General features: G+C 60.8%; 23 protein-coding genes and 2 tRNA genes. 13 read left to right on the top strand and 12 right to left on the bottom strand.

Features of this window, described 5'->3' with window-relative positions:
• Both P5689_RS07370 and P5689_RS07365 read right to left on the bottom strand, forming a co-directional pair.
• The gene (locus tag P5689_RS07370; protein ID WP_285532653.1) at window positions 1-1,539 is read right to left on the bottom strand and encodes a Do family serine endopeptidase; all 1,539 of its coding nucleotides are present in this window, start codon (window positions 1,537-1,539) and stop codon (window positions 1-3) included.
• A 19-nt stretch (window positions 1,540-1,558) separates the two neighbouring features.
• Window positions 1,559-2,758, bottom strand: coding sequence for an OpgC family protein (locus tag P5689_RS07365; protein WP_240149234.1), 1,200 nt, complete (start codon window positions 2,756-2,758; stop codon window positions 1,559-1,561).
• Between the two features lie 160 nt (window positions 2,759-2,918).
• Here P5689_RS07365 and P5689_RS07360 point away from each other — a divergent pair, with 160 nt between their 5' ends.
• Both P5689_RS07360 and P5689_RS07355 read left to right on the top strand, forming a co-directional pair.
• Window positions 2,919-4,064 carry an Mrp/NBP35 family ATP-binding protein gene (locus tag P5689_RS07360; protein ID WP_062165534.1) on the top strand — a complete coding sequence of 382 codons (1,146 nt, stop codon included), beginning with the start codon at window positions 2,919-2,921 and terminating at the stop codon, window positions 4,062-4,064.
• Window positions 4,061-4,231, top strand: coding sequence for a hypothetical protein (locus P5689_RS07355; protein ID WP_155996832.1), 171 nt, complete (start codon window positions 4,061-4,063; stop codon window positions 4,229-4,231). The genes P5689_RS07360 and P5689_RS07355 overlap by 4 nt, the downstream gene beginning before the upstream one ends.
• 136 nt (window positions 4,232-4,367) lie before the next feature.
• Here P5689_RS07355 and P5689_RS07350 read toward each other — a convergent pair whose 3' ends face one another.
• Window positions 4,368-5,006, bottom strand: coding sequence for a hypothetical protein (locus tag P5689_RS07350; RefSeq protein WP_035444365.1), 639 nt, complete (start codon window positions 5,004-5,006; stop codon window positions 4,368-4,370).
• Between the two features lie 79 nt (window positions 5,007-5,085).
• Window positions 5,086-5,247, bottom strand: a complete 162-nt coding sequence (locus P5689_RS07345) for a hypothetical protein (RefSeq protein WP_155996833.1) — start codon at window positions 5,245-5,247, stop codon at window positions 5,086-5,088.
• Between the two features lie 99 nt (window positions 5,248-5,346).
• Here P5689_RS07345 and P5689_RS07340 point away from each other — a divergent pair, with 99 nt between their 5' ends.
• Window positions 5,347-7,548, top strand: coding sequence for a TonB-dependent siderophore receptor (locus P5689_RS07340; protein WP_285532652.1), 2,202 nt, complete (start codon window positions 5,347-5,349; stop codon window positions 7,546-7,548).
• A gap of 40 nt (window positions 7,549-7,588) precedes the next feature.
• Here the strand turns inward: P5689_RS07340 and P5689_RS07335 are convergent, their stop codons facing one another.
• Window positions 7,589-8,518, bottom strand: a complete 930-nt coding sequence (locus tag P5689_RS07335; protein WP_285532651.1) for a lysophospholipid acyltransferase family protein — start codon at window positions 8,516-8,518, stop codon at window positions 7,589-7,591.
• A gap of 365 nt (window positions 8,519-8,883) precedes the next feature.
• Between P5689_RS07335 and P5689_RS07330 the strand changes: the two genes are divergently transcribed.
• Window positions 8,884-9,558, top strand: a complete 675-nt coding sequence (locus P5689_RS07330; protein WP_285532650.1) for an HdeD family acid-resistance protein — start codon at window positions 8,884-8,886, stop codon at window positions 9,556-9,558.
• Window positions 9,559-9,647: 89 nt separating this feature from the next.
• On the opposite strand, the gene trpA is transcribed toward P5689_RS07330, so the two are convergent.
• The gene (gene trpA, locus P5689_RS07325; protein ID WP_285532649.1) at window positions 9,648-10,463 is read right to left on the bottom strand and encodes a tryptophan synthase subunit alpha; all 816 of its coding nucleotides are present in this window, start codon (window positions 10,461-10,463) and stop codon (window positions 9,648-9,650) included.
• Window positions 10,460-11,686 (bottom strand): tryptophan synthase subunit beta, encoded by a 1,227-nt coding sequence (gene trpB / locus P5689_RS07320; RefSeq protein ID WP_285532648.1) that lies wholly within the window; start codon window positions 11,684-11,686, stop codon window positions 10,460-10,462. The genes trpA and trpB overlap by 4 nt, the downstream gene beginning before the upstream one ends.
• A gap of 124 nt (window positions 11,687-11,810) precedes the next feature.
• Here trpB and P5689_RS07315 point away from each other — a divergent pair, with 124 nt between their 5' ends.
• The 3 genes from P5689_RS07315 to rho all read left to right on the top strand — a co-directional run bounded on the left by P5689_RS07315 (window position 11,811) and on the right by rho (window position 14,878).
• Window positions 11,811-12,797: a magnesium transporter CorA family protein gene (locus P5689_RS07315; protein WP_285532647.1), complete on the top strand. Its 987-nt coding sequence runs from the start codon at window positions 11,811-11,813 to the stop codon at window positions 12,795-12,797.
• A complete protein-coding gene (locus tag P5689_RS07310) occupies window positions 12,773-13,360 on the top strand; it encodes a hypothetical protein (protein ID WP_285532646.1) in 588 nt (195 codons plus the stop codon). The genes P5689_RS07315 and P5689_RS07310 overlap by 25 nt, the downstream gene beginning before the upstream one ends.
• 222 nt (window positions 13,361-13,582) lie before the next feature.
• Window positions 13,583-14,878 carry a transcription termination factor Rho gene (gene rho, locus P5689_RS07305; protein ID WP_023978877.1) on the top strand — a complete coding sequence of 432 codons (1,296 nt, stop codon included), beginning with the start codon at window positions 13,583-13,585 and terminating at the stop codon, window positions 14,876-14,878.
• Window positions 14,879-15,139: 261 nt separating this feature from the next.
• On the opposite strand, the gene P5689_RS07300 is transcribed toward rho, so the two are convergent.
• Window positions 15,140-15,586, bottom strand: coding sequence for a methylated-DNA--[protein]-cysteine S-methyltransferase (locus tag P5689_RS07300; protein WP_285532645.1), 447 nt, complete (start codon window positions 15,584-15,586; stop codon window positions 15,140-15,142).
• Between the two features lie 13 nt (window positions 15,587-15,599).
• On the opposite strand from P5689_RS07300, the gene mnmE reads away from it, so the two are divergent.
• From mnmE to P5689_RS07270, 6 genes are all read left to right on the top strand, one after another.
• A complete protein-coding gene (gene mnmE / locus P5689_RS07295; RefSeq protein WP_285532644.1) occupies window positions 15,600-16,904 on the top strand; it encodes a tRNA uridine-5-carboxymethylaminomethyl(34) synthesis GTPase MnmE in 1,305 nt (434 codons plus the stop codon).
• Between the two features lie 7 nt (window positions 16,905-16,911).
• On the top strand, window positions 16,912-18,768 hold the full coding sequence (gene mnmG / locus P5689_RS07290; RefSeq protein WP_285532643.1) for a tRNA uridine-5-carboxymethylaminomethyl(34) synthesis enzyme MnmG: 1,857 nt from the start codon (window positions 16,912-16,914) through the stop codon (window positions 18,766-18,768).
• Entirely contained in the window at window positions 18,765-19,346 is a 582-nt protein-coding gene (gene rsmG, locus P5689_RS07285; RefSeq protein WP_285532642.1) for a 16S rRNA (guanine(527)-N(7))-methyltransferase RsmG, read from the top strand. The genes mnmG and rsmG overlap by 4 nt, the downstream gene beginning before the upstream one ends.
• Entirely contained in the window at window positions 19,336-20,148 is an 813-nt protein-coding gene (locus P5689_RS07280; protein ID WP_023978871.1) for a ParA family protein, read from the top strand. Before rsmG ends, P5689_RS07280 begins: the two co-directional genes overlap by 11 nt.
• The gene (locus tag P5689_RS07275) at window positions 20,145-21,026 is read left to right on the top strand and encodes a ParB/RepB/Spo0J family partition protein (protein WP_285532641.1); all 882 of its coding nucleotides are present in this window, start codon (window positions 20,145-20,147) and stop codon (window positions 21,024-21,026) included. The genes P5689_RS07280 and P5689_RS07275 overlap by 4 nt, the downstream gene beginning before the upstream one ends.
• A gap of 91 nt (window positions 21,027-21,117) precedes the next feature.
• A tRNA-Lys gene (locus tag P5689_RS07270) sits at window positions 21,118-21,193 on the top strand.
• Window positions 21,194-21,549: 356 nt separating this feature from the next.
• Here the strand turns inward: P5689_RS07270 and P5689_RS07265 are convergent.
• From P5689_RS07265 to P5689_RS07250, 4 genes are all read right to left on the bottom strand, one after another.
• Window positions 21,550-21,624, bottom strand: a tRNA-Gln gene (locus P5689_RS07265).
• Window positions 21,625-21,670: 46 nt separating this feature from the next.
• On the bottom strand, window positions 21,671-22,300 hold the full coding sequence (locus P5689_RS07260; RefSeq protein ID WP_408868568.1) for a TetR family transcriptional regulator: 630 nt from the start codon (window positions 22,298-22,300) through the stop codon (window positions 21,671-21,673).
• A gap of 141 nt (window positions 22,301-22,441) precedes the next feature.
• Window positions 22,442-23,236: a pyrroline-5-carboxylate reductase gene (proC, locus tag P5689_RS07255; RefSeq protein WP_285532639.1), complete on the bottom strand. Its 795-nt coding sequence runs from the start codon at window positions 23,234-23,236 to the stop codon at window positions 22,442-22,444.
• On the bottom strand, window positions 23,233-23,739 hold the full coding sequence (locus P5689_RS07250) for a YbjN domain-containing protein (protein ID WP_023978867.1): 507 nt from the start codon (window positions 23,737-23,739) through the stop codon (window positions 23,233-23,235). Before P5689_RS07250 ends, proC begins: the two co-directional genes overlap by 4 nt.
• Between the last annotated feature and the right edge of the window lie 58 nt (window positions 23,740-23,797).

Below are 23,797 nucleotides of genomic sequence, written 5' to 3'. Positions count from 1 at the left end.
TCAGTCTCCGGATAGCGGCAGCGGCACCCAGCGCAGCCCGTCCTGTCCCTGAACGAGCAGGAGCACGGTATGTTTCTTCTGCTGGCGTGCGCGTGCCAGTTCCTTTGACAGGGCATCCGGCGAATTCACCGCCACCTGCTGCACTTCCGTCACCACGTCGCCCGGCTGAAGGCCACGCGTATCAGCAGCACCATCGCGCGTCACATCGGTTACCACCACGCCCCGCTGTGAATCCGAAAGGCTGTATTTGCCGCGTGTCTCGTCATCGATGGCAGAGAAGGTAACGCCCAGATCGGCCAGGGCGAGCTTGCTGGGGCCTTTGACCTTGGCATCGCTTGGCGGCATGTCCGGCGCCTCAGGTGAGGGTTTGACCACCAGGGTGACATCCATCGTCTTGCCCTTGCGCCAGATGCCGAACACCGTCTTGGTGCCGGGCGCGATTTCGGCCACGAGGCGTGGCAGGGCGTGGCCATCAATGGGCTTGCCATTGAGCGCGGTAATCACATCGCCTGTCTGCAGCTTTGCCGCAGAAGCCGGGCCCTTGGGGTCGATACCGGCAATCATTGCGCCCTTTTCGGGCTTGAGGCCGATGCTATCGGCAATTTCATGTGTCACGTTCTGCACACGCACGCCAATCCAGCCGCGCGACACATGGCCATCACGGCGCAGCTGGTCGATCACGCCACGGGCATCATTGGCGGGGATGGCAAAGCCGATACCGATGGAGCCGCCGCTGGAGCTGTAGATGGCCGTGTTGATGCCGATCACCTGCCCATCGAGATTGAAGAGCGGACCGCCGGAATTGCCCCGGTTGATGGAGGCATCGGTCTGGATATAGTCGTCATACAGCCCGTGATTGATGTCTCGACCACGCGATGAAACGATGCCGCTGGTGACCGTGCCGGACAGGCCGAACGGATTACCGATGGCCAGAACGCGGTCGCCCACGCGGGCCTTGTCGCTATCGCCGAAGGGCACTGTCGGGAAGGGCGTCTTGCTCTCGATCTTGATCACGGCCAGATCAGTCCGGCTGTCGCGCCCCACGATCTTTGCAGGAAGCACCATGCCATCCTGAAGTGTTACGGAAACCTTGTCCGCATCCTTGATGACATGGTTGTTCGTGACGATGAATCCGTCGGGCGAGATGATGAAGCCCGAGCCCAGCGCCTGCATCTTGCGTGGTGGATCGGAAGGCGAGGGGGAGCGATTCATGTAATCGTGAAAGAATTTCTCCATCGGCGAGCCGGGGGGAAACTGCGGCACCTGCGGTCCGTCATCGGGGCTGGCGTCCGGACCGTCATCATCGTCATCATCCTCACCCGGCTTCAGCGTGGCTGAAATCGAGATGTTCACCACCGCTGGCAGCAGACTGGCTGCCAGATCGGCCAGGGAGTCCGGCGCCGCATGAACGCTGCGTGCAAGAGCCGCCGGCGCAGCTGCTGCGGGTGCGGCCGGTGCCGGGGCAGGGTCGGCAAAGGCGGAGGAGGCGGCGGAAACCCAGCCGCCCATCAGGGCGGCAAGAACGAGGCGATGTTTCATGGCGCTAGGCTAACGCAAATCAGGGGTTTGCGTCACCTATCTCCGCACTGCGATCTTTCTTCTCTTCCGCCCGGGCTTCCTTACGTGTTTCACCCGCCATCAGAGCGGCCTGACGGCGATGGCGATCAAGCCAGACCGACAATCCATAGACCCCAAGGAAGCCGAGCACATTGACCAGAATCTGGATGACCCAGCCATCGCCAAAACTGTTCATCACCAGTCGGGCAAACAGGTCGAGAATGGTGCCGAAGCTGAATACCTCAAGCGAATGACGCCCCAGCAGCGCGAGACCCTGCCCGATGCGTGTTTCCGAAAGGCGCGTGGCCGTTACGGAGGACTGGACAAGCAGCAGGATGGCCAGAGCGTCGGTCCAGCGCCAGATGGCCAGATCGGACTTGTCGGCCTGCGGCACGACGGCGAGCGGCCTCAGGCTGGGCAGGTTCCAGCTTTCATAGGGAAAGCACTCAAGCGCGCCGAACAGCAGATAGGCTCCGGCAAGGCATTTGGCCCAGAGGGGGCCCGGTAGATTGCCCTCGCGCTTGCCCGCCATGATGGCGGCCAGCATGCCAAGGGTGAAAATGAACTGCCAGGCCAGCGGGTTGAAATACCAGCCATCGGGGTCGAGCCAGTTGGGCAGGTTGAGCGTGGGGTCGCTGTTGATCAGCCCCCAGAGCGCAAGACTGACCCCGCCCAGCAGCCATGGCGAGATCTTCCACAGAAAGACCAGCAGCGGAAAGGCCAGAAGCAGCACGATATAGAGCGGCAGGATATTCAGATTGTTCGGCAATGCCTGAAGGCTGAGGACGCTCCAGATCCACTCATGGCCATGGGCCAGTTCGGGCTCCAGAAAATCCACGGGCACAGGGTAATAATGCCGCCACTGGCGTATGGTGAAAACCGACACCAGCAACATGACCATCTGGAACAGATAGAGGCGCCAGCATCGGCGCACGATGCGCTCGATACCCATGACCCATCCACCCGTTGGCGGTCCGCGCAGGATCAGGCGGCCATAGGCCAGCCACGAGGCATAGCCCGCCAGCAGCACAAAGATCTCGGCGGCGTCGGCGAAGCCGAAATTGCGCAATGTGAAGCGGTTGAGCACATCCTGTGGCGCATGATCGGCCAGCATCATCAGCAGCGCGATGCCGCGCAGGGCATCAATGCGATGGTCGCGCTTCTTGCGTTTAGGGGTGGCGTCGGTTGTGGCCTCGCTCATGCCTGTCATGCTCTCCTGCCCGGACGACCCGGGTGCATCTGCCCCGGTATTGACCTGCTCATACGCGCAGATGGTTGCGCGATCCACTTCCCGCCATGTTAAACGAAAGGGATAAGGCCCGGCCCCGTCGCCAGAAGCGCCCCGTCGCCAGAGGACAACCATGACCGATTTTGAAAAACCCGCCAACGAGGAAGACCAGCGCAGGATTCTCGAGACCCTGCGCCTGGTTCAGGATGAAGCCGGCACATCCAATGTCTTGAGCTTTGCCTCGCTTGAAGGTGTGGCGGTGCGTGATGGACACGCCCATGTCTCTCTCGCCACGTCGCGCGAGGATGCGGCGCGTATCGAACCCCTGCGTCCCCGTGCTGAAGCCGCTCTTGCGCGTCTCCCTGGTATCTCGCGCGCAACGATCATCCTGACGGCCCATCGTGCACCGGGCAAGGCTGCGCCCCAGCCTCAGGGGCACCGACCCTTCCAGCTCGAGCAGCCCGCCAATAGCCCCGGCCATCCTCAGCCCATGCGCCCCGATGGCAAGGCCCTGCCCCAGGTGCGCGCCATCATCGCCGTTGCCTCCGGCAAGGGCGGTGTGGGTAAATCGACCACTGCCGTCAACCTTGCAGCCGGTCTGGCCAAGCTCGGGCTGCGTACCGGCATGCTGGACGCCGATATCTATGGCCCCTCCCTGCCACGCATGCTTGGTCATTCCGCCAAGCCTGCACTGGAAAATGGCAAGATCATTCCTGTTGAAGCCTGGGGCATGCACGCCATGTCCATCGGGTTTCTGGTGGATGAACAGCAGGCCATGATCTGGCGCGGCCCGATGGTCATGGGGGCCATCGGCCAGTTTCTGGGCGACGTGGCGTGGCCCGCCCTCGATGTGCTCGTGATCGACATGCCGCCGGGTACAGGTGACGCCCAGCTGACCATCGCCCAGAAGCTCAGTCTGCGCGGTGCCGTGATCGTTTCCACCCCTCAGGACATTGCCCTGCTGGATGCCCGCCGCGGGCTGACCATGTTCGAGCGCATGAATGTGCCGCTGCTCGGTGTGGTCGAGAACATGTCCTATTTCTGCTGCCCCAACTGTAACCATCGCACCGAGCTGTTCGGTCATGGGGGTGCGCGGGCCGAAGCCGAGAAGGCCAATGTGCCGTTCCTTGGCGAAATTCCGCTGCTGGCCGATATTCGCATGAGCGCTGATGCCGGCACGCCGATCATCCTCTCCTCGCCCGACAGCGAAGCCGCGCAGGCCTATACCCGGCTGGCCCGTGCCGTGGCGGACAGTCTGCGTCTGGAGCCAGGCGCTTGAGGCGTCTGTCTCTCGCCCTTCTGGTCGGTGGTCTGGTGCTTGTGGGGTGCGGCCCCCGCAAGGTGGCCCATCATGGCTACGCCGCCGATGGCTATGGGGTGATTGATAATTCCCCTCATCTGCCGCCGCCAGATACGCTCTGGCAGCCGGCCAAGCCTGCACAGTAAGCGGATGTATGGGGCGCTGCCCCATGCCTCGCCAAAGGACGGTCGTCCTTTGGAAACCTGCCTGGTTTGAAACGGGGATTAGTGGGGCTTGCCCCTCTGCGGGTGCAGGGCAAAGCCCCGCACCCTGCCCGAATAGTCAGTGAGCCGGTGTTACTGCCGGAGTCTGTTCGCCGGTTTTTTCGGTAACCGAGACATCACCATTGACGGTCCGGTTGAGTACGGAAAATGACACGGCATCCATTGTCGTCACATCAACGTCATCGCCGGTCTTGAGGCTGTTCAGCAGGGGCTGAAGCGCCTTCTGACGCACAGTGATGGTGCGTGTGATGTCGGCATGATCGATGATCGTTACCTTATGGGCAGCCGCATCGACGGTCACCACCTTCACGCGCTGACGCTGGAACGATACGAGCGTGCCATGCGGGTGGCGACGGGCATAACCCTTGGCGGATGACACGGTCGATTCCGGCAGGGGCGTGCCGGGTGCGGCGATATCGGCTGCCATCGTCTGGAAGAAACGGACCGAAATCTGGTCTCCAGCCTCAAGATGGGGAAGGTTCTTCGCATCCTTGGGGATGGTGAGGTTGAGCAATCCGCCCTTCTTGTCACGCAGCAGAACGGTACGTGTTTCCGGATCGATCGTCTCGACCGTTGCGGTCATGCTTTGGTTGCCCGTGATCACGGCCTGTGCAGCCGCTCGGGAGATATGGAGCGTCGAAGCCGGTGCAGCGAAAAGAAGGGCAGTCAATGCGGGGCGCAGCAAACGACGGGTCATGCGCGTTGTCCTCGAAACCATGGGAGCGTTCTTGTCCTTCTTGGGTGTCAGTCAGAGCGAAATGGTCGACTGTTCCATCTCATCGGCGGGAGAGACGGACCGGCTCAGGCTGCCCCATGTTGCGCTTCATGAAAAGGGGGCGTGAGGCATGGGTGATCAGCCTTATGTGCAATTCACCGATAGGTTGAGCAATGCCGATCAGGTAGCCGCTTTCCCGGCCAGAAGCGGGCGCTTCTGACAACGATCGTCGGCATGTCGCTCAAGGATCGGGCGCAAAAACCTTCGAGGCAGTGCAAGGCAGTCTGGCAAGAGGGCGTTCGTTTCGGCATGAATACGGGTTATGTCCAATCACTCAACCCACTCTGCCCTGCGTTATGGCCTGTTGCTCCTGCTGACTTGGGGGAGCACCGCTATCGTCACAGGCTCGGGCAAAGCAGCGCCGCTGCAAGGCACCGACAAACCCTCACCGCAGACCGGGCAACGAGACGAGCATGTGATTGTGCATGGTCGTCAGGCGTCCGGTATGGGGGCCGATTATGGCCGTCATGATGCGTCTCTTGGGCCGTTGGGCACGCGCTCGCTGCTGGACACGCCTTTTTCCATCATGGCGGTCCCACGGGATGTGATTGTGAACCAGCAGGCGCGCAATGCGAATGATCTGGTGCAGTACCTGCCTTCGGTGCAGCTTGAAATGCGGGGAGACCCCAATACCAGCCGTCCGCAATCGCGGGGCTTCGAAGCGGATGTGATCGCGAATTCCCGTATGGACGGGCTCAATATGGTGATCACGACGCCTTATGCTGCCGAAATGTTCGATTCCCTTCAGGTGCTCAACGGGTTGTCGGGCGCGCTGTATGGACCGCAGAATCCGGCGGGAACATTCGACTACACGCTGAACCGGCCGACAGATCACGCCCGCGAGCATCTGGTGTTCGGAGTGGACTCGGCGGGTGCGCCCCTGGAGTCACTCGATGCATCGGGGCGGGTGGGGCATGGGCGATGGTTTGGATACCGTGTGACGATGCTCAACCAGTCTGGCACGACCTATGCCCCCGGTACGCATCTGCGACGCGGGCTGATTGCCGGGGCGTTTGATTTCAGGCTCGACAACCGGACGACGATCCAGATCGACGCCAGCCAGTACAGCTATGCCCAGCGTGGTTATGCCGGAGGGTTCACCTTTGCCACGGGGCTTTCCTTGCCCAAGGCGCCCGATCTTGCGCAGCAGGGATATGGTCAGGATTTCGCGGGTTATAACGCGTCAACCAATACGGCGCTGGCCAAGGTCATTCACACATTCAACGAGAACTGGTCGCTTACGCTGGGCGGCCTGTATCAGGATGCCTGGCGGAATGTCTTTGGTGTCACCAATGCCTTGCTTGACGATACGGGGCGATATCGCATCACCATCACGGCAGCAACGACCGCCAATGATTTCCGGGTCTGGTCGAACCTCGCCTATGTCAATGGCCGGTTCCACACCGGGCGTTTTGCGCATCAGCTGGTGCTGGGCTCGAACGGTTACAGCATGGGCAATTTCAATCCGACCGCGGGGGCGAGCACGATACTGGGAACAGCCCGTATCGGGGCCCCGACCGTGTTCGCAGGGACGCAGCCTTATTTCTCGGGGCGTTATCAATCCGCGTCGATCCTGACACAATCCCTCCTCCTGGGGGATACGATGGCGCTGAACCGCCATTTTTCCATCATGGCGACACTTGGCTGGAGCTGGCTCGACACGACGAGCCGCAACCGCAATGGCGTCACGACCGCCGCCTATAACGCCTCTGGTGTTTTTACCCCCATGACGAGCCTGATCTATCGGCTCGACGAGCACACGAGCTTTTACGGCACATGGGGGCGGTCTGTTCAGGCGGGGCCGGTTGCCCCGGCGTCGAGCCGGAATGCCAATGACGTGCTCGCACCGCTGCGCTCGGAAGAATATGAGGTGGGCGCAAAATACCGCCCTTGGTCGGGGGTGATGCTGAGTGCCGCGGCTTTTCGCATGACACGTGATTTTGCCTTCACCGATCCGGTGAGCAGCCTGTATCGCGAGGCGGGAACACAACGCAATTACGGCGTCGAAGGGCAGGTTGCAGGGCGGGTCAGCGAAGGGCTGAGTGTCATAGGGGGTGTTACGTGGCTTGATGCGCAGGTTGGCAACACAGGCTCTGCACTGACATCGCACAAGCAGGTTATGGGGGTGGCTCCGGTGCAGGCCAATATCCTGCTCGATTATCACCCCGGCTGGGCGCGGGGTGGCGCGGTCAATGCCAGTATGCATGTTGTTGGCAGACGCGCAGCCGACAACGAAAACCGCAGTTTCGTTGCCTCGTTCACGACCCTCGATTTGGGTGCGCGCTATGGCTTTCACGTATATCGCGTGCCGATGGTCCTTCGCTTCGGGGTCAGTAATGTAACCAATGCGCGATACTGGGCTTCGGTCTATCCGAGTTCTGTCGATGGCGGCACCAATGCCACGAATTCGGCAGTTGCCGGCTTGCCCCGGAGCTATCACGCGACGACAGAAATCGATTTCTGATTGGTGTGTTTCGATCGTTGTGTTCTGGCCGTCGCGCGTGTCAGCGCGATAGATCAGGCTGCCAACCCGTCATGGTATCCCGGTTCTGGCGCAATTCTGCGGCGCCGCGTGCGACGGCAGACCATGCGGCATTGGCCAGCGCCTTGCGGCTGGGGAAGTCTTCTGGTGCCAGAGGCGCGTGAAGCAGGACGGTCGCACGCTTATTGCGTGTTTTCAAGAATTGCCAGACGTGAGGCCCCAGATCCATATCGCCATACCAGGCAAAAATGGCGCGTCGGGTGCGCGTGACGGGTAAACCCTCCAGCCGGTCATAAACCAGAGAGATAGGTTGTATGAGTGGCGTCAGTCCGGGCGGGTAGGAGGGCATATCCACGGGCGGTGCGTTTTTGGGCAGGCGGGGCAGCTTCGCGATGGCGAAGAATGTGGACATGAAGGGCAGCACGCGTGACCCGTCCGAGGATGTGCCTTCAGGGAACAGGATCAGATTATCTCCCGTCGCAAGACGCGTGATCATTTCGTCTCGCTCACGCCCGGTTGTGCTCCGGTTGCGGCTCACGAAAATGGTGCGTCCGATCTTGGAGACCAACCCCATGATGGGCCAGCGTTCGATGTCGCCTTTGGCGACGAATACGGAATAGATCTTGGTTCCCAGTACAGGGATGTCGAGCCAGGACGAATGGTTGGCGACATAGATAACGGGGCGCTCACCCCGATCGCGTCCTTTCTGTCCGCCGACTGTGCCGACGGGGCTGCCAACAACCTGGATATCCAGATCAAGCAACTTGCATAGAACGCCCCAGATGACCCGTGTCCAGCGTATCTTGAGGACGCCGGGGATGGGGAGCAGTAAAGCCTCAAATCCCACTGAAAGCGGCACCCAGATAACGACCCCGGCCAGGCGGATGCCAGCACGAAGGGCCTCAACACGGCGGGTCAGCACGCTGGGCGCACGGGCTGCCGTAGGCTCCATCAAGATCGGGCGGGGGTGATGACGTGCGTGATTCCCGTTCGGTGCTTTGCTGTCCCGTCCTGATAGCAGTTTGGCGAGCCGGGCTCGGAAGTCTTTCGCACTCATGCAGTGTTCAATACTGTCAGGAGGCAAATGTGACAATCTCCTGACCTGCGATCCTGGGGATGATGACTGGTCAATACGTATTGATGGCAGCAGGACGCGCCGATCACGTTTTGTGCAGCGAAGCCTGGGAATGTTCCACGTGAAACATCGTCTTGTCCCATGGGTGCAGGTGGCGCTGGTGGTCACGTATTCTTTAGGGCGTCGCCTTGCGGTCTGCAGCCTGCCTCGTGCGTAATGATGAGAAAGAAAGGTAAAAAGTAATGTCTGGTTTTGGCAACACCCCAGAAAACAAACCCTCCGGTGACAATGATCCGGGCGACATCTCGCGCAGCGATGAATTACCTGGCGGGATCTTCACAGGCGGGAGCTTTCCCGGAGGCGGTATTCCTGGCTTGCCACCCTTTACGCCCAAGCTGAAACCAAACTGGTTCATCGGCATTGGGGCCGCCCTCATCCTGCTTGGTGTGTTTGCCTTTCTCGATACTGTTGTGACCACGCTGGCGAGCATCGTCGTTATTGGCATGTTGCTCATTTTCTCGGGGGTCGCCTATCTGGCGCAGAGTTTTGCCCATCGTGACGTGCCGGGGTCGCGGTTCTGGATTACTGCCCTGATGGGGTTTCTCTACGTTCTTGGCGGTATTCTTCTTATTCAGGAACCCGAGACGGGATCGCTGTTTCTGACAGCTTTCCTGGCCGGGTGCTTCATGGCTTCAGGCGTAATGAGGGGGCTCTGGGCGCTGGGCCATCGTCACGTGGCCAATTGGTGGACAATGATTCTCAGTGCGGCAGTTGCCTTGTTCACCGGGGTGTTCATCTTCGTTACCCTGCCGTGGTCCGGGCTCTGGCTTATCGGCACATTCATTGCCATCGAGCTGATCTTCGGCGGTATCTCCGCAATGGCGTTCGGCATGTCGCTCAAGCGCGACGGGCAGTGATATCCCGCCATGACGGCGCATGAAAGAGGCTGCCCCGACATCGTGTCGGGGCAGCCTTTTTTACTTCAGTTCAGCTATGCAAGAGCCGCTCAGTTCTGGCGAACGGCCTTGGCGATGTCTGCCAGCTGACCCAGAACAGACGGAACGCTCTCTGCGGTTGCCTTTCCATCCTTCAGCGTGTCAGCGAGTGTCGCGATCAGGGCTGAGGCCACGACTGCAGCATCACCCACCGAAGCCGCCTGCGCGGCCTGCTCCGGGGTGCGGATGCCAAAGCCAATGGCAACCGGCAGGGGGCTGACGGCACGAAGGCGCGGGAGCGCGGCTGCGAGCTCATCGGTGCTCGCAGTGCGCGTGCCCGTAATGCCGGTGATGCTCACGTAATAGATGAAGCCTGATGCGGTATCGAGCAGATAGGGCAAACGGCTGTCGGGCGTGTTGGGCGCCACCAGCTGGATGATATCCAGCCCGCAGCGTTGCGCGTCTCCTGACAGAAGATCGCTCTCTTCCTTGGGAAGGTCGACAATGATCAGACCATCAACACCCGCCTTGGCAGCATCGGTGCAGAAGCGTGCCGGGCCGTAACTGTCGATGGGGTTGAGATAGCCCATTAGGATGATCGGCGTCTCATTATCTGTCTCGCGGAAGGCGCGCACCATATCGAGCACCCCGGCCAGCGTAGCGCCTGCCTTAAGGCCACGCAGCGCGGCGGCCTGAATGGTCGGGCCATCGGCGGATGGATCGGAGAAGGGCACCCCGATCTCGATCAGATCGGCCCCTGCCGCGGGCATGCCCTTGAGTAGGGCGAGAGAGGTTTCCAGATCCGGGTCATAGGCCTGAAGGTAGGGAATGAGCGCGCCGCGCCCTGCTGCCTTGAGCGATTCAAAACGGGCCTTGATACGACTCACAGCGCAACTCCCAGATGCTCGGCGACGGTGAAGATATCCTTGTCGCCACGGCCCGACAGGTTGAGGACGATGATCTGGTCCGGCGACATTGAGGGGGCGATCTTCATGACATGAGCCAGACCATGCGCACATTCGAGCGCCGGGATGATGCCTTCGGTACGCGTCAGAAGCTGGAAGGCCTCCAGCGCCTCCTTGTCAGTCACACCCACATACTCGGCGCGTCCGATATCGTTCAGCCAGGAGTGCTCCGGCCCGATGCCGGGATAGTCCAGCCCGGCGCTGATCGAATGGGCTTCGGCAATCTGGCCGAATTCGTCCTGCAGGAGATAGGTGCGATTGCCATGCAGCACGCCCGAGCGACCGCGGGAGATGGACGCTGCGGTAAAGCCGCTATCCAGCCCATGACCTGCGGCCTCGACCCCGATCAGGTGCACGGATTCATCGTCGAGGAAGGGATGGAACAGGCCCATGGCGTTGGAACCACCACCAATTGCCGCCACCAGCACATCGGGCAGGCGTCCCTCGACGGCCATCATCTGCTCGCGCGTTTCGATGCCGATGATTGACTGGAAGTCGCGCACCATCTCCGGATAGGGATGCGGCCCTGCCACCGTGCCGACAAGGAAGTATGTGTCATGCACATTGGCGACCCAGTCGCGCATGGCCTCGTTCATGGCATCCTTGAGCGTGCCTGACCCTGCCGTTACCGGACGTACCTCGGCACCGAGCAGATGCATGCGAAACACGTTGGGCTTTTGTCGCTCGACATCGACGGCGCCCATATAGATCGTGCATTTCAGACCGAACAACGCGCAGACCGTGGCGGTGGCCACGCCATGCTGCCCAGCGCCGGTTTCCGCCACAATGCGCGTCTTGCCCATGCGGCGTGCCAGAAGGATCTGGCCCATCACATTGTTCAGCTTGTGTGAGCCGGTATGGTTGAGCTCTTCACGCTTGAGATAGATTTTCGCGCCGCCGAGTTCGTCACTCAGGCGTTTTGCATGCCAGAGCGGACTGGGGCGGCCAACGTAATCGCGGAAATAGTAATCCAGCTCGCGTCGGAATTCCGGGTCTGCCTTGGCTGTCTGGTAGGCATCCGACAGATCCTGCACCAGAGGCATGAGTGTTTCTGCAACGAACTGGCCACCAAAACTACCGAAGCGCCCCCGTTGATCGGGGCCGTTGCGCAGGCTGTTGGGGCGGGGCGGAACTTCAGAGCTCATGAAAATTATCCTGTCCGGGGCATGGATCGACATGGCGAGCGGGTTTCTGCGATACCAGAGGGGCGGCGTTGCGTCCATTCCCGACCCGCTGGGTGAAAGCGCCTGAACCAGAGAGGAAAACCAGATGTTTCTAGCGCACCCGGTCGGGCAGCCGGTTCACGAAATTCTGGCAGCCGATGATGCGAAAGGCGTGTCCTGGCTCGATCTGGTGGAGCCGAATGAGGATGAGATACGCCTTGCGGAAGCCGTGACCAGGCTGACCCTGCCGCGCAGGGCCGCACTGGAAGAGATCGAAAGTTCGTCACGCCACTACCGGCGTGGGGATGTGATCTATCTTTCCATGCCCCTGGTGCGGGTGATCGATGGGCGGCTGACGGCATGGCCCGTGGGTATAATCGTTTCGCCGGATCGGCTGATCACCCTGCGCTATTCCAGCTACACCGCTTTCGAGACCATGAGCCGTGACCTTGCGTCCAACGACGCCGATTTTGCGCTCTCCGATGTGCCGGAGCTGACCATTCACCTTCTTGAGACGATCGTGAACCGTCTGGCCGATATTCTGGAAAATGACGGGCATACGCTCGATACGATTTCACGGACGGTCTTTGCGCCCAAACGTCCGAACCGCCATGTCCGTAACGCCAATATATTGCGACAGACCCTGCGTGAGCTTGGCGAGAGCGGTGACCTTACCTCATCCATCAGGGAGAGCCTGCTGGGGGTGGACCGCATTGGCATGTATCTGGGTGATGCGCGGTATTTCGAGTTTCGTGAGGCCCTTCAGACCCGCCTGCGTATTCTCGGGCGCGACGTGGCCTCACTGAACGATTACGTAGCGCAGATGACCGTCAAGGTGCAGTTTCTGCTGGATGCAACGCTCGGCTTCATCAGTATCGACCAGAATGACGGGATGAAGCTGCTTACGGTTGTCAGCTTTGTGGGCATCACCCCAACCCTGCTGGCGGGTATTTACGGGATGAATTTCAAGGTCATGCCGGAACTCGAATGGCATTACGGCTATTATTATGCGTTATGCCTTATGCTTGCCTCGGTGCTGCTGCCTCTCTTCATTTTCTGGCGCCGTGGATGGTTTGGAGATCGCTCAACGTGAAGCGCCTTGCCCTTTCCCTTCCGATCATGTGCATCACCCTCGTTGCCCAGCCTGTCATGGCGGGTGAGGCGGGGCGGCCCTTGCAGCCCACCACCCAGCAGGCGCAACAGATGCTTGATCGGCTTGCCCAGGAGCCTCTGAAGTATGAGGGCGACAGCGCCACGGCCCCCGGCTTTCGTCAGGCCCCCGGCTATACTGGCCGTCAGCCGACGCGGATTCTGGTAGGGTATCACATCGAGGGTAACCGTCTGCAGGGCGAATTCGTCGCGCTTGATGCTGATAACCGCCCCCTGCAGGCAGCGCCTCTCACTGGCGCATTGACCGCGCAGGACGTCACGCAAGCTCATTACCAGCCCGCTTCCGGCTTCAGCGGGCCGGTTCCCTGTACGATCGATATTGCCCTGCCCAAGCCCCTGCATCTTGACGGCCAATGCGCGCCAGCCATGATTTCCGGTGCTTATGCCGAGAAGGTGAATCCCTCTCCTCTGGTCTTCATTCTTCCAGGGTTGGCCGCATCGGAGGCAAGGTCGGGTCAATACATGATGCAGCCGTGGCGCGGCTGATCCGAACTATTGACAGAAAGCGTTATTTCTCACTAGATTGAGACGCAAGAGCCGCCTGTCTTGATTCATGCGGCCTTTTTCAAGACCCTTTCGTCTTCGCTCATCGTCGGGCCCGGTTCTGCGGCCCATCTGACGGGGCATTCTTTCACGATCGATCATCTGTCACGGTCACGATGCCAAATCGTCCGGGCAGTGGACTATAGCCCATCTAAGGCGCTTTTCATGCATCTTGCTGAACTCAAGAAAAAAACACCTGCCGATCTGCTGGCCTATGCTGAAGAGCTGCAAATCGAGAATGCCTCCTCGATGCGCAAGCAGGACATCATGTTCGCCATTCTCAAGACCCTGGCGGATAATGATCAGGCCATCTACGGCGAAGGCACGCTGGAAATTCTGCCCGATGGGTTCGGCTTCCTGCGCTCGCCTGAAGCCAATTACCTGCCCGGCCCTGACGACATCTATATCTCGCCTGCCCAGGTCCGTCGCTTCAGCCTGCGTCCCGGTGATACGGTTGAGGGGCAGATCCGCGCCCCGCGTGATGGCGAGCGTTACTTCTCGCTGCTCAAGGTCAACACCATCAATTTCGAAGAGCCTGACGCGGTTCGCCAGCGCATCAACTTCGACAATCTGACGCCGCTCTATCCCGAGCGTCGTCTGCGTATGGAAGTCGAGCAGGCCGGTGCACCCGAGCCTCAGCCCACCGGAAAGGGCAAGAAAGACCAGCGCGACTATACGCCGCGCGTGATCGACCTTGTCGCCCCGATCGGTATGGGCCAGCGCGCCCTGATTGTGGCCCCGCCTCGCACCGGCAAGACCGTGATGCTGCAGAGCATCGCCTCGTCGATTTCCGCCAACCACCCCGATGTGTTCCTGATCGTTCTGTTGATCGACGAGCGCCCTGAGGAAGTGACCGATATGGCCCGCTCGGTGCGTGGCGAAGTCGTGTCCTCGACCTTCGACGAGCCCGCGACCCGCCACGTGCAGGTGACCGAAATGGTGCTCGAAAAGGCCAAGCGCCTGGTTGAGCACAAGCGCGATGTCGTTATTCTTCTCGACTCGATCACCCGTCTTGCGCGCGCCTACAACACCGTTGTCCCCTCATCGGGCAAGGTGCTGACCGGTGGTGTGGATGCCAACGCCCTGCAGCGCCCCAAGCGCTTCTTTGGCGCAGCGCGCAACATCGAAGAGGGTGGTTCGCTCACCATCATCGCTACCGCGCTGATCGATACGGGCAGCCGTATGGACGAAGTGATCTTCGAGGAGTTCAAGGGTACGGGTAACTCCGAACTCATCCTCGATCGCAAGCTTGCCGACAAGCGCACCTTCCCGGCAATCGACATCACCAAGTCGGGCACGCGTAAGGAAGAACTCCTTGTCGATCGTGCGTCGCTCTCGAAGATGTGGGTCCTGCGTCGTATCCTGTCGCCCATGGGGACGATGGATGCCATGGACTTCCTGCTCGACAAGCTGAAATACAGCAAGACGAACCAGGATTTCTTCGACGCCATGAACAACTGATCTGGTCTGCAGGTCAAGGAAAGCCGCCGGAGGCTCATGCTTCCGGCGGTTTTTTTTGTGGGCGATATCGAGGGGCGTTTCGCCGTGGACGCCACCCGGTTTGGTCGCGTTTTCCTTGCCTCATGCGGAGGGATGATCGTGCCGTAGAACGCGGCCTGCATGAAGCATGTTGGGGCAAGGTACCCAACTGATGGCGCCATATGCTTTATCCGGCAGGGTAGGATTTGCCTGCCGGGGGAGTGTTTTTACAGGGCTGGCAAGTCAGACCGGGACGCCTTCCAGGCGCAGCAGATAGCGCTTGTCGTCCAGACCATTCTCGCCGGAATAACCACCTAGATGGCTGCGCCCCAGAACACGGTGGCAGGGGATCAGGATAGGGAGGGGGTTATGCGCCATAGCGCCGCCGACCGACCGGGCCGAGCCTCCTGCCTTGAGGGCGAGTTCGGCATAGCTGATGGTCTCACCATAAGGCACGTCGCGCAAAGCCTGCCAGACGGCTTTGCGATAGGCGGTCCCCCAAGGGGCAAGAGGGAGATCGAAACTTTCGGGCTCGCCGTCGAAATAGCGTTCCAGCATGGTCTGGGCGCGGGTAAGAAGAGGCGTCTTTTCCTGATCGCGCCCCCAACCCCAGTCGAGGGCAACGATTGCGCCATCATCCTCGCTGAGGGTGAGGGGGCCAATGGGGGAATGAAGCGAGAGTTGGGGCATAGAAGGGATTCACATGGTTGACGCGATGGAACGCCCGGCAGCGCGCAAGGGCGAGGTCATCTTCGCTCTGGCGACAGGAACCGGGCGGGCAGCAATCGCTATCATGCGCGCAAGTGGTGCCGGGGCTCAAGAGGTGCTTGCGTCGTTATGTGGCGGAAGGCTGCCCAAGCCGCGTCATGCATGCCTGCGGGCGCTGCATCATGAGGGCGATCATCTGGATGACGCAATGGTGCTCTGGCTGCCGGGGCCGCGCTCCTATACGGGCGAGGACGGCTTTGAGCTGCACCTCCATGCCGGTCCGGCCGTCATTGATCGCGTGGCAATGGCCCTGACAACGCTTGGCGCCCGACCGGCCGAACCGGGCGAATTTACCCGGCGCGCCGTACAGGCAGGCAGGCTCGATCTGCTTCAGGCTGAGGCGATAGCCGACCTGGTGGAGGCCGAAAGCCAGAGCCAGCGTCAGCAGGCGCTTGCTCAGGCGGACGGCGCTTTGAGTCGCCTCTATGAAGGCTGGAGCGAGCGTCTGAAAACATTGCTGGCGCATCAGGAAGCATTGATTGATTTCCCTGACGAGGATCTGCCCGAGGCGGTCGAGCTTGCCCTGTCGCGCACCCTCAACGACCTTCGCTCTGCCCTGGAGGCGCATCTTTCCGACAAGCGCGGTGAGATCGTTCGTCGTGGCCTGACCGTGGTGATTGCAGGGGCTCCCAATGTCGGCAAGTCGAGCCTGCTGAACCATCTTGCCGGATATGACGCGGCGATCGTCACGCACCGCGCAGGGACGACGCGTGATGTGATCGCAATTGACTGGCTGTTTCAGGGGGTGAGGCTGCGTCTGGTCGATACGGCGGGGCTGCGCGAGACCGAGGATGAGATTGAGGCGGAAGGCATACGCCGGGCAATGTTTCACGTGGAACATGCCGATCTGGTGCTACACGTCGTGGCAGGTATGGCCGAAATGCCGTTGCGTCCCGATGCCATGATGGTCAGCAACAAGGTGGATCTGTATCCGGCGCTGGATAACACGCTGGGTCTAAGCGTCCAGACAGGTGAGGGGATGGAGGGCTTCGAGCAGGCCCTCGGGGTGCGTATCAAGGCCCTGACCGCTGGCGTGGGCGCTCCACTGACACGGGCGCGTCACAGGGCTGGAATCGAGGAAGCTCTGCTCTATCTCGATCAGGCTCATGAGGCGCTTTGGCCCGAAGTGAGGGGTGAGGCGCTGCGTCTGGCCATGCGCGCCCTGGGGCGACTGACGGGACAAGTTGATGTCGACTCCCTTCTGGATGTGATATTTGGACAATTCTGCATTGGTAAATGAGGCGTGTGTGAGCGAGTTTGATGTTGTCGTCATAGGCGGAGGTCATGCGGGAAGTGAGGCCGCAGCGGCTTCAGCGCGTTTCGGTGCGCGGACGCTTTTGCTGACCCAGAAGCCCGAGATGATTGGCGCCATGTCGTGCAACCCGGCCATTGGGGGTATCGGCAAGGGGCATCTCGTGCGTGAAATTGACGCGCTTGATGGCCTCATGGGACGGGCAGCCGATCAGGCAGGCATCCATTTCAAGCTGCTCAATCGCTCCAAGGGACCAGCCGTGCACGGACCGCGTGCGCAGGCCGATCGTTTTCTGTATCGCAATGCCATTCAGGCGCTGCTGAATGCTACGCCAAATCTGACCATCATGCAGGGTGAGGCAGCCGATCTCGAGGTGCGTGACGGGCGCGTCACAGGTGTCATTTGCGAAGACGGGCGCGTGGTCCGTTGCGGCGCTGTTGTGGTGACCAGTGGCACGTTTCTGCGCGGGGTCATTCATATCGGGCATACGCAGGAGCAGGCAGGGCGCATCGGCGAGCGTCCGGCAGCGCGTCTTGGCGAAAGGCTTGAAGCCCTCGGGCTGCGTATGGGGCGGCTCAAGACCGGCACTCCTGCACGGCTTGCGCGCGACAGTATTGACTGGGACTCTTTGGCTGAGGACAAGGGTGATGACGTACCTGAACCGTTCAGCAGGCTGACCGAGCGTATCACCACAGACCAGCTTTCATGCCGTATCACCAGCACGACGCCACAGACCCATCAGATCATTCGCGATAATCTGGCGAAATCCGCACTCTATGGCGGGGCGATTGCAGGCAAGGGGCCACGCTATTGCCCGTCAATCGAGGACAAGATTGTCCGGTTTGGCGAAAAGGATGGGCACCAGATCTTTCTCGAGCCCGAGGGGCTCCCCGGCAATCCGGGTGGCGATCTGGTTTACCCTAATGGCATATCGACGAGCTTGCCTGCCGATATTCAGGCGCTGATGATGGCCTCCATTCCGGGGCTCGAGAAGGCGCGTATCGTCACCCCCGGCTACGCCGTTGAATATGATTATGTCGACCCGCGTGAGCTCGCCCCCAGTCTCGCCCTCAGGGCCATGACCGGCCTTTATCTGGCAGGGCAGATCAACGGAACGACAGGCTATGAGGAGGCGGGCGCCCAGGGCCTGCTTGCGGGGCTTAATGCCGCACGCTTTGTGGCAGGCAGTGATCCGCTCGTGCTGGGGCGTGATCAGGCTTATCTGGGTGTGATGCTGGACGATCTCACCTTGCAGGGCGTTTCAGAGCCCTATCGTATGTTCACCTCACGCGCCGAGTATCGCCTCAGCCTGCGCGCAGACAACGCCGATCTCCGCCTGACCGCAATTGGGGAGAAAATGGGCTGCGTCGGTGCAGAGCGAGCCGCGCGGTTGAAGCAGGATCGTGAGGCGATCGACGGGGCAATGGAGCAGGCTAGGGCACCGATCCATGCTCCGCAGGATCTGGCCGCACAGGGTATTGCTGTTTCGCAGGATGGACGCAGGCGTTCCCTGCTCGACGTGCTGTCAGGGCAGGCTGATGAGGAAGCGGCGATCCGTCTGGCCCCGTGGTTTGGTGCGTTGCCTCTGCGCATACGGCGCCATGTCGAGACCGAGGCGCGTTACGGGGGGTACCTGCAACGACAGGAGCGTGAGATACGTCAGCTGGCCAATGAAGCCCAGATCGCGCTGCCTGATGATCTCGATTATGGACGTATCGGTGGGCTGAGCAGCGAGATGAGGGAACGCCTTTCTATCGCGCGCCCGGCCAATTTCGCCGCCGCCCAGCGTGTGCCGGGTGTCACACCCGCCGCCATGATTGCGCTCCTCGCCCATGTGAGGGCCGTGGCATGATTGAGGTTTCACGTGAAACACGCGAACGCCTCGAGGTGTTCGCGGCACTCCTCGAGAAGTGGAATGCCCGGATCAATCTGGTGAGCCCGCGTGACATGCCCCATTTGTGGAAGCGCCATATCGCAGATTCGCTCAGACTGGTGCCGTTCATCACCAGAGGCGCACGCGTGATCGATCTGGGCTCCGGGGGTGGATTCCCGGCATTGATGATCGGTATCGCCTGCGACGCCGAGATGGTGATGGTGGAGTCGGACCAGCGTAAATGCGCTTTCCTGCGCGAGGCGGCGCGGGCCTGCGGCGTCAAGGCTCAGGTCGTGTCCAAGCGCATCGAGCAGGCCGAACTTCCCCCGGCCCCCTATGTGACCGCGCGCGCACTGGCGTCTTTGACCCAGCTTCTTGAATGGAGCACGCCATTTCTTCTGCCGGGAGGGAAAGCTCTGTTTCTGAAGGGTAAAAATCTTCCCGACGAGTTGACCGAAGCCGAGCGGTGCTGGCACATGCAGCACAGAATTCTGGACAATCGCGCCGCCTCGGGTGGCGCCATCATCGAGATAAGCGATATCAAACGTGTCGAATAACGACACGGGCAAGAAGGCCCGTATTCTCGCCGTCACCAACCAGAAGGGTGGTGTGGGCAAGACCACAACAGCAATCAATCTGGCCGCGGCACTCGCCAGCACGCAACGCGTGCTGCTGGTCGATATCGATCCGCAGGGCAATGCCTCGACCGGACTGGGTGTCGATTATAATGCGCGTCAGATCGGCAGCTATGCGGCGCTCATGCAGGAAGCGCCCCCCGAAAAGCTTCCCCGCCCGACAGAAACACCCAATCTCGACATCATCGTTGCCAATACCGATCTGGCGGGTGCGGAGCTTGAACTGATTGGCAGTGATCGCCGTGAGTTCCGCATACGCGAGGCTCTGGAGGCCCTGTCAGGGCGTTATGATGTCATTCTGATCGATTGTCCGCCAAGCCTGGGTCTGCTGACGCTCAACGCTCTTGTTGCGTCCGATGCCGTGCTGATTCCGCTCCAGTGCGAGTTCTTTGCTCTGGAAGGGATCAGCCAGATCGTGCGGACAGTTGACCGTGTGCGCCGGGCCTTCAATGCAGACCTGCATGTGGCGGGCATCATCCTGACGATGTATGACCGGCGCAACAACCTCTCGGAGCTTGTGGCGGCCGATGCCCGCAATTTCTTTGGCGAGCAGGTTCTGGAAACACTGATCCCCCGGAACATCAAGATTTCCGAAGCCCAGAGCCACGGGTGCTCGGTGCTCGAATATGACCGTCGCAGCAGCGGGGCGCAGGCCTATCTCGCCTTGGCACAGGAAATCGGCCAGCGTCTGGGCCTCACCCAAAAGCAAGGGGCTCCCTCATGAGCAAGAAACCGGCTCCCCGTCTCGGCCGCGGCCTAGCCGCCCTGCTTGGCGACCAGGCGGTCGAGCTGCCCCGTACGCAGGGGGCAGCGCATGAAGCTGTGCCGACCCCCGCCATGTTGGGGGTAGACCTTCTCGCACCGGGTCCTTTCCAGCCACGTGTGGACATGGATGAGGGCAGGCTGAACGAACTCGCAGACTCCATACGAAGCCGCGGGGTGCTGCAACCTATTCTCGTACGGCCAGACCCGGATCGGAAGGGGCATTACCAGATCATCGCCGGTGAGCGCCGCTGGCGCGCCTCGCAGCGTGCAGGACTGCATGAGGTGCCGGTGCATGTGCGTCTGCTCGATGATGCCGATGCCATGGCTGCCGCGCTGGTCGAGAATCTCCAACGCGCCGATCTCAACGCGATTGAAGAGGCAGAAGGCCTGCAACGCCTGCTGACCGACTACGCCCTGACGCAGGAGGAACTCGCCGGGGCTGTGGGCAAATCCCGCCCGCATATTGGCAATATCCTGCGCCTGCTGAACCTGCCCGAAGCCGTACGCCAGAAGGTGCGTGACGGCTTGCTGAGTGCAGGCCATGCCCGTGCCCTGCTGGCGCATCCTGACCCCTGCGCAGCGGCTGATATCGTGATTGCCCGTGGGCTGAACGTGCGTCAGACCGAGGCCTTGGCGCGATTGCCCCCCAAAGCCGAACAGGAAGCGATCAAGGCGCCGCGCGATAACGAACTGGTCCGTCTGGAGCGGGATCTTGCGACGCGTCTTGGCCTCAAGGTGAAGATCGAATTCAACGGCAAGGGCGGCTCGCTTCGTCTGGACTATCGTAGCCTCGATCAGTTCGACACGCTTATGCGTCTGCTTTCACCGGAGAAATAGGAATTTTAGTTTCGAATGCGGAATAGTGTATTTTTTCTCTTGATGCCTGTTCCGCCCTTTGTTAGAAGCCCTCTCACCGGAGCGGGGCTATGGGCACATAGCTCAGTTGGTAGAGCAGCTGACTCTTAATCAGCGGGTCCAAGGTTCGAGCCCTTGTGTGCCCACCATCGCCCCGCCGGTACCTCCCTATGCAAAAATCGATCTTCCCAGACCTGTTCTGAGATTCGCGCCTGCCGTTGCTTCGACGTACGGATTTCGCCGTTCAAAAGAAGCATCGATCATCTGGCGGTGTCATCGCGATAAGCCATGTTCGTGTCACGCCTCGCGCAGCGCTTGTCTGCGGCCATACCGGAGCGCCGTAGGACCGCGCAGCTTCGCTCCGTCCTGTATCAGGCAGAACGCCGTGTATGCGGAAAATCTGCGGCATAAGCCTGCATCGTAAATTTTAGCACAATGAAGCCGCACCACGCCCGAAAGCCAGCGAGCTGGTTCTGTAAATCAGTTTTTCAGGAGGAAATGGCGCTGGCTGGGATGGGAGGGATCGAACCTCCGAATGGCGGAATCAAAATCCGCTGCCTTACCGCTTGGCTACATCCCATCGCGTTGAAGGGCTTTTAATCTGCCTCATGGCAGACGTAAAGCCATTATGTTTCGAGTTCGAGCGGATGATCGGCAATGCCGCTGCGCTGGCTGGCCTGATCCATCAGGCGATCCGGGGAGGGCTTGAGCACGCCAAAACGTTCTGCCTTGTCGAGCCCCTGATCAAGCGCTGCCATGGTCTGCGAGAGGTCGGCGCTTTCATCCTTCTCCCAGGCACGCAGAGCAAAGCCCCAGACACCAGCAAGCCCGTTGAGACGCATCACCCCGCCAAGTCCGCTGCACTCCACACCAGCGACCTCGGCCATCCAGCGCATCGTGTCGAGGGTGGCAGCACCAAGCATGAGTGTCAGGCCGGGCTCTGTCGGCAGGGCCTGCAGAACAGCCCGGATGCCCTCGCGGTATTGCTGGAATACATCGAAGCGCCGCATGAACAGATCAAAGATACGTTCACGGATGGATCCGCTCAAACCGTCATCGCGAAAGGCCGATTCGTCAGCCAGGCGGCCCAGACGGAACAGCAGGCTGTGCCGGAAAGGAAAGCGGGCACGGACTTCATCGATCGGTAATCCGGCGCGCTGAGCGGCCTCGACCAGCGTGAAGCGTGGCCAGCCTTTTTCAGCGGCAATGGTGAAGCCCGCCTCCAGAAGCGCCAGATCAAATTCTTCGCGATCGATTTCCGTCATGAACCCGTCCCTGTCATTCAGCATCAATAATACAAGATGGTCAGGCCGTGACAATCGAATGACAGGGAAATGAACGGTTTTGCCCACACGCCATCCCTGTGATGGCTCAGAGGGCGTTCCGCGGTGTTTCGCTCAGGAGGCCATTTCGCGTGCTCGCGCCATGGCCGCATCAATCGCCCTGGTCATGGTGGCAGGCCAGGCTCCCGGTGCCATCATCGCCTCGAGTGCCTTGGCTGTTACACCGTTGGGGCTGGTGACATTCTTGCGCAATGTCTCGCTTTCCTCCGGAGAGGCCTCAAGCAGCGCTCCGGCGCCTGCGACCGTCCCTCGTGCAATCAACCGTGCCGTGTCAGGTGGCAGGCCCACGCGCAGAGCTTCCTTTTCCAGCAATTCCGCCAGCAGGAACACATAGGCCGGGCCGCAACCCGATATGGGCGTAAGTGCCTCCAGCAGGGCTTCGCTTTCTACCCAGGCGACCTCACCCACGGCAGAAAGAAGGGTCGTGCAGAGCTTGCGCTCTCCCTCGTTGAGATCGGTGCTGCAAACGCCCGTTACGCCCTTGCCGATTGAGGCGGGTGTATTGGGCATGGCGCGCACGATTTTCGTCCGGGCGCCATCAGAGGCAGCGCGCAGGCTCTCGATGGTTCGGGCGGCCAGCATCGAGATGACAATGGTATCGTCCAGAACGGGTCTGAGCGATGCCATGGTTTCTTCCATGCCAGCCGGTTTGACGGCCAGGATGATGATATCGGGTTTAAAGCCCTGGGGAATTTCCGAAGGGCTGCGCACGACCCGATGGGGGGCAGGAGGCGCTTCACAGCGTCGGTCCAGAATGACGGAGGGTGCCAGACCCTCCTCAAGCCAGCCCTGCCAGAGCGCCCCACCCATCTTGCCGCAACCGACCAGAAGCAGTGAAGGCAGGCTCACGCTTCACCTGCGCAATCGAGCATGGCCGCCTCGAGGGCTTCGGCGGGGGATTTGCCGCTCCAGAGTGTGAACTGGAAAGCGGGGTAAAAGCGCTCACATTCCGTGATGGCGATATCGATCATGTCTTCCATGCTTTCTGCGGCAAGGCTCGTGGCACCGCGCAGCAGAACCGAATGGCGGAAAACCGGCGTGCCGGTTTCGAGGTCGAGGCTGAAATGCCCGATCCAGAGGCGCTCATTGGCCAGTGCAATCAGTTCGTAAAGCGCCTTGCGGCGGTTGGCGGGAGCCCGCAGGTCGAACGTGCAGGTAAAGTTCATAGCTGCGATCTCGCGTGACCATGAAAAATACAGCCCGTAATCGCACCATTTTCCCGGTGCTTCGGCGGCCATCTCGCAATCTGTGCGGCGGTCGAACGCCCAGTCATGGCCACAGACGATCTGCTCCATGACGTCGAGGGGATTCGTATCCTGATGCGAGGAGGAGGAGAAGGAAAGAGCAGGCATTCGGGACTCCCTGGGCCGGTGATGCGCATGGCATGGCGATGCGCATCAGGATGTCTGC

It is taken from the genome of Asaia sp. HumB (assembly GCF_030263835.1).
Taxonomy (GTDB): domain Bacteria; phylum Pseudomonadota; class Alphaproteobacteria; order Acetobacterales; family Acetobacteraceae; genus Asaia; species Asaia bogorensis.
Note: the sequence above shows the minus strand (reverse complement) of the source record. Positions and strands in the feature narration are given on the sequence as shown.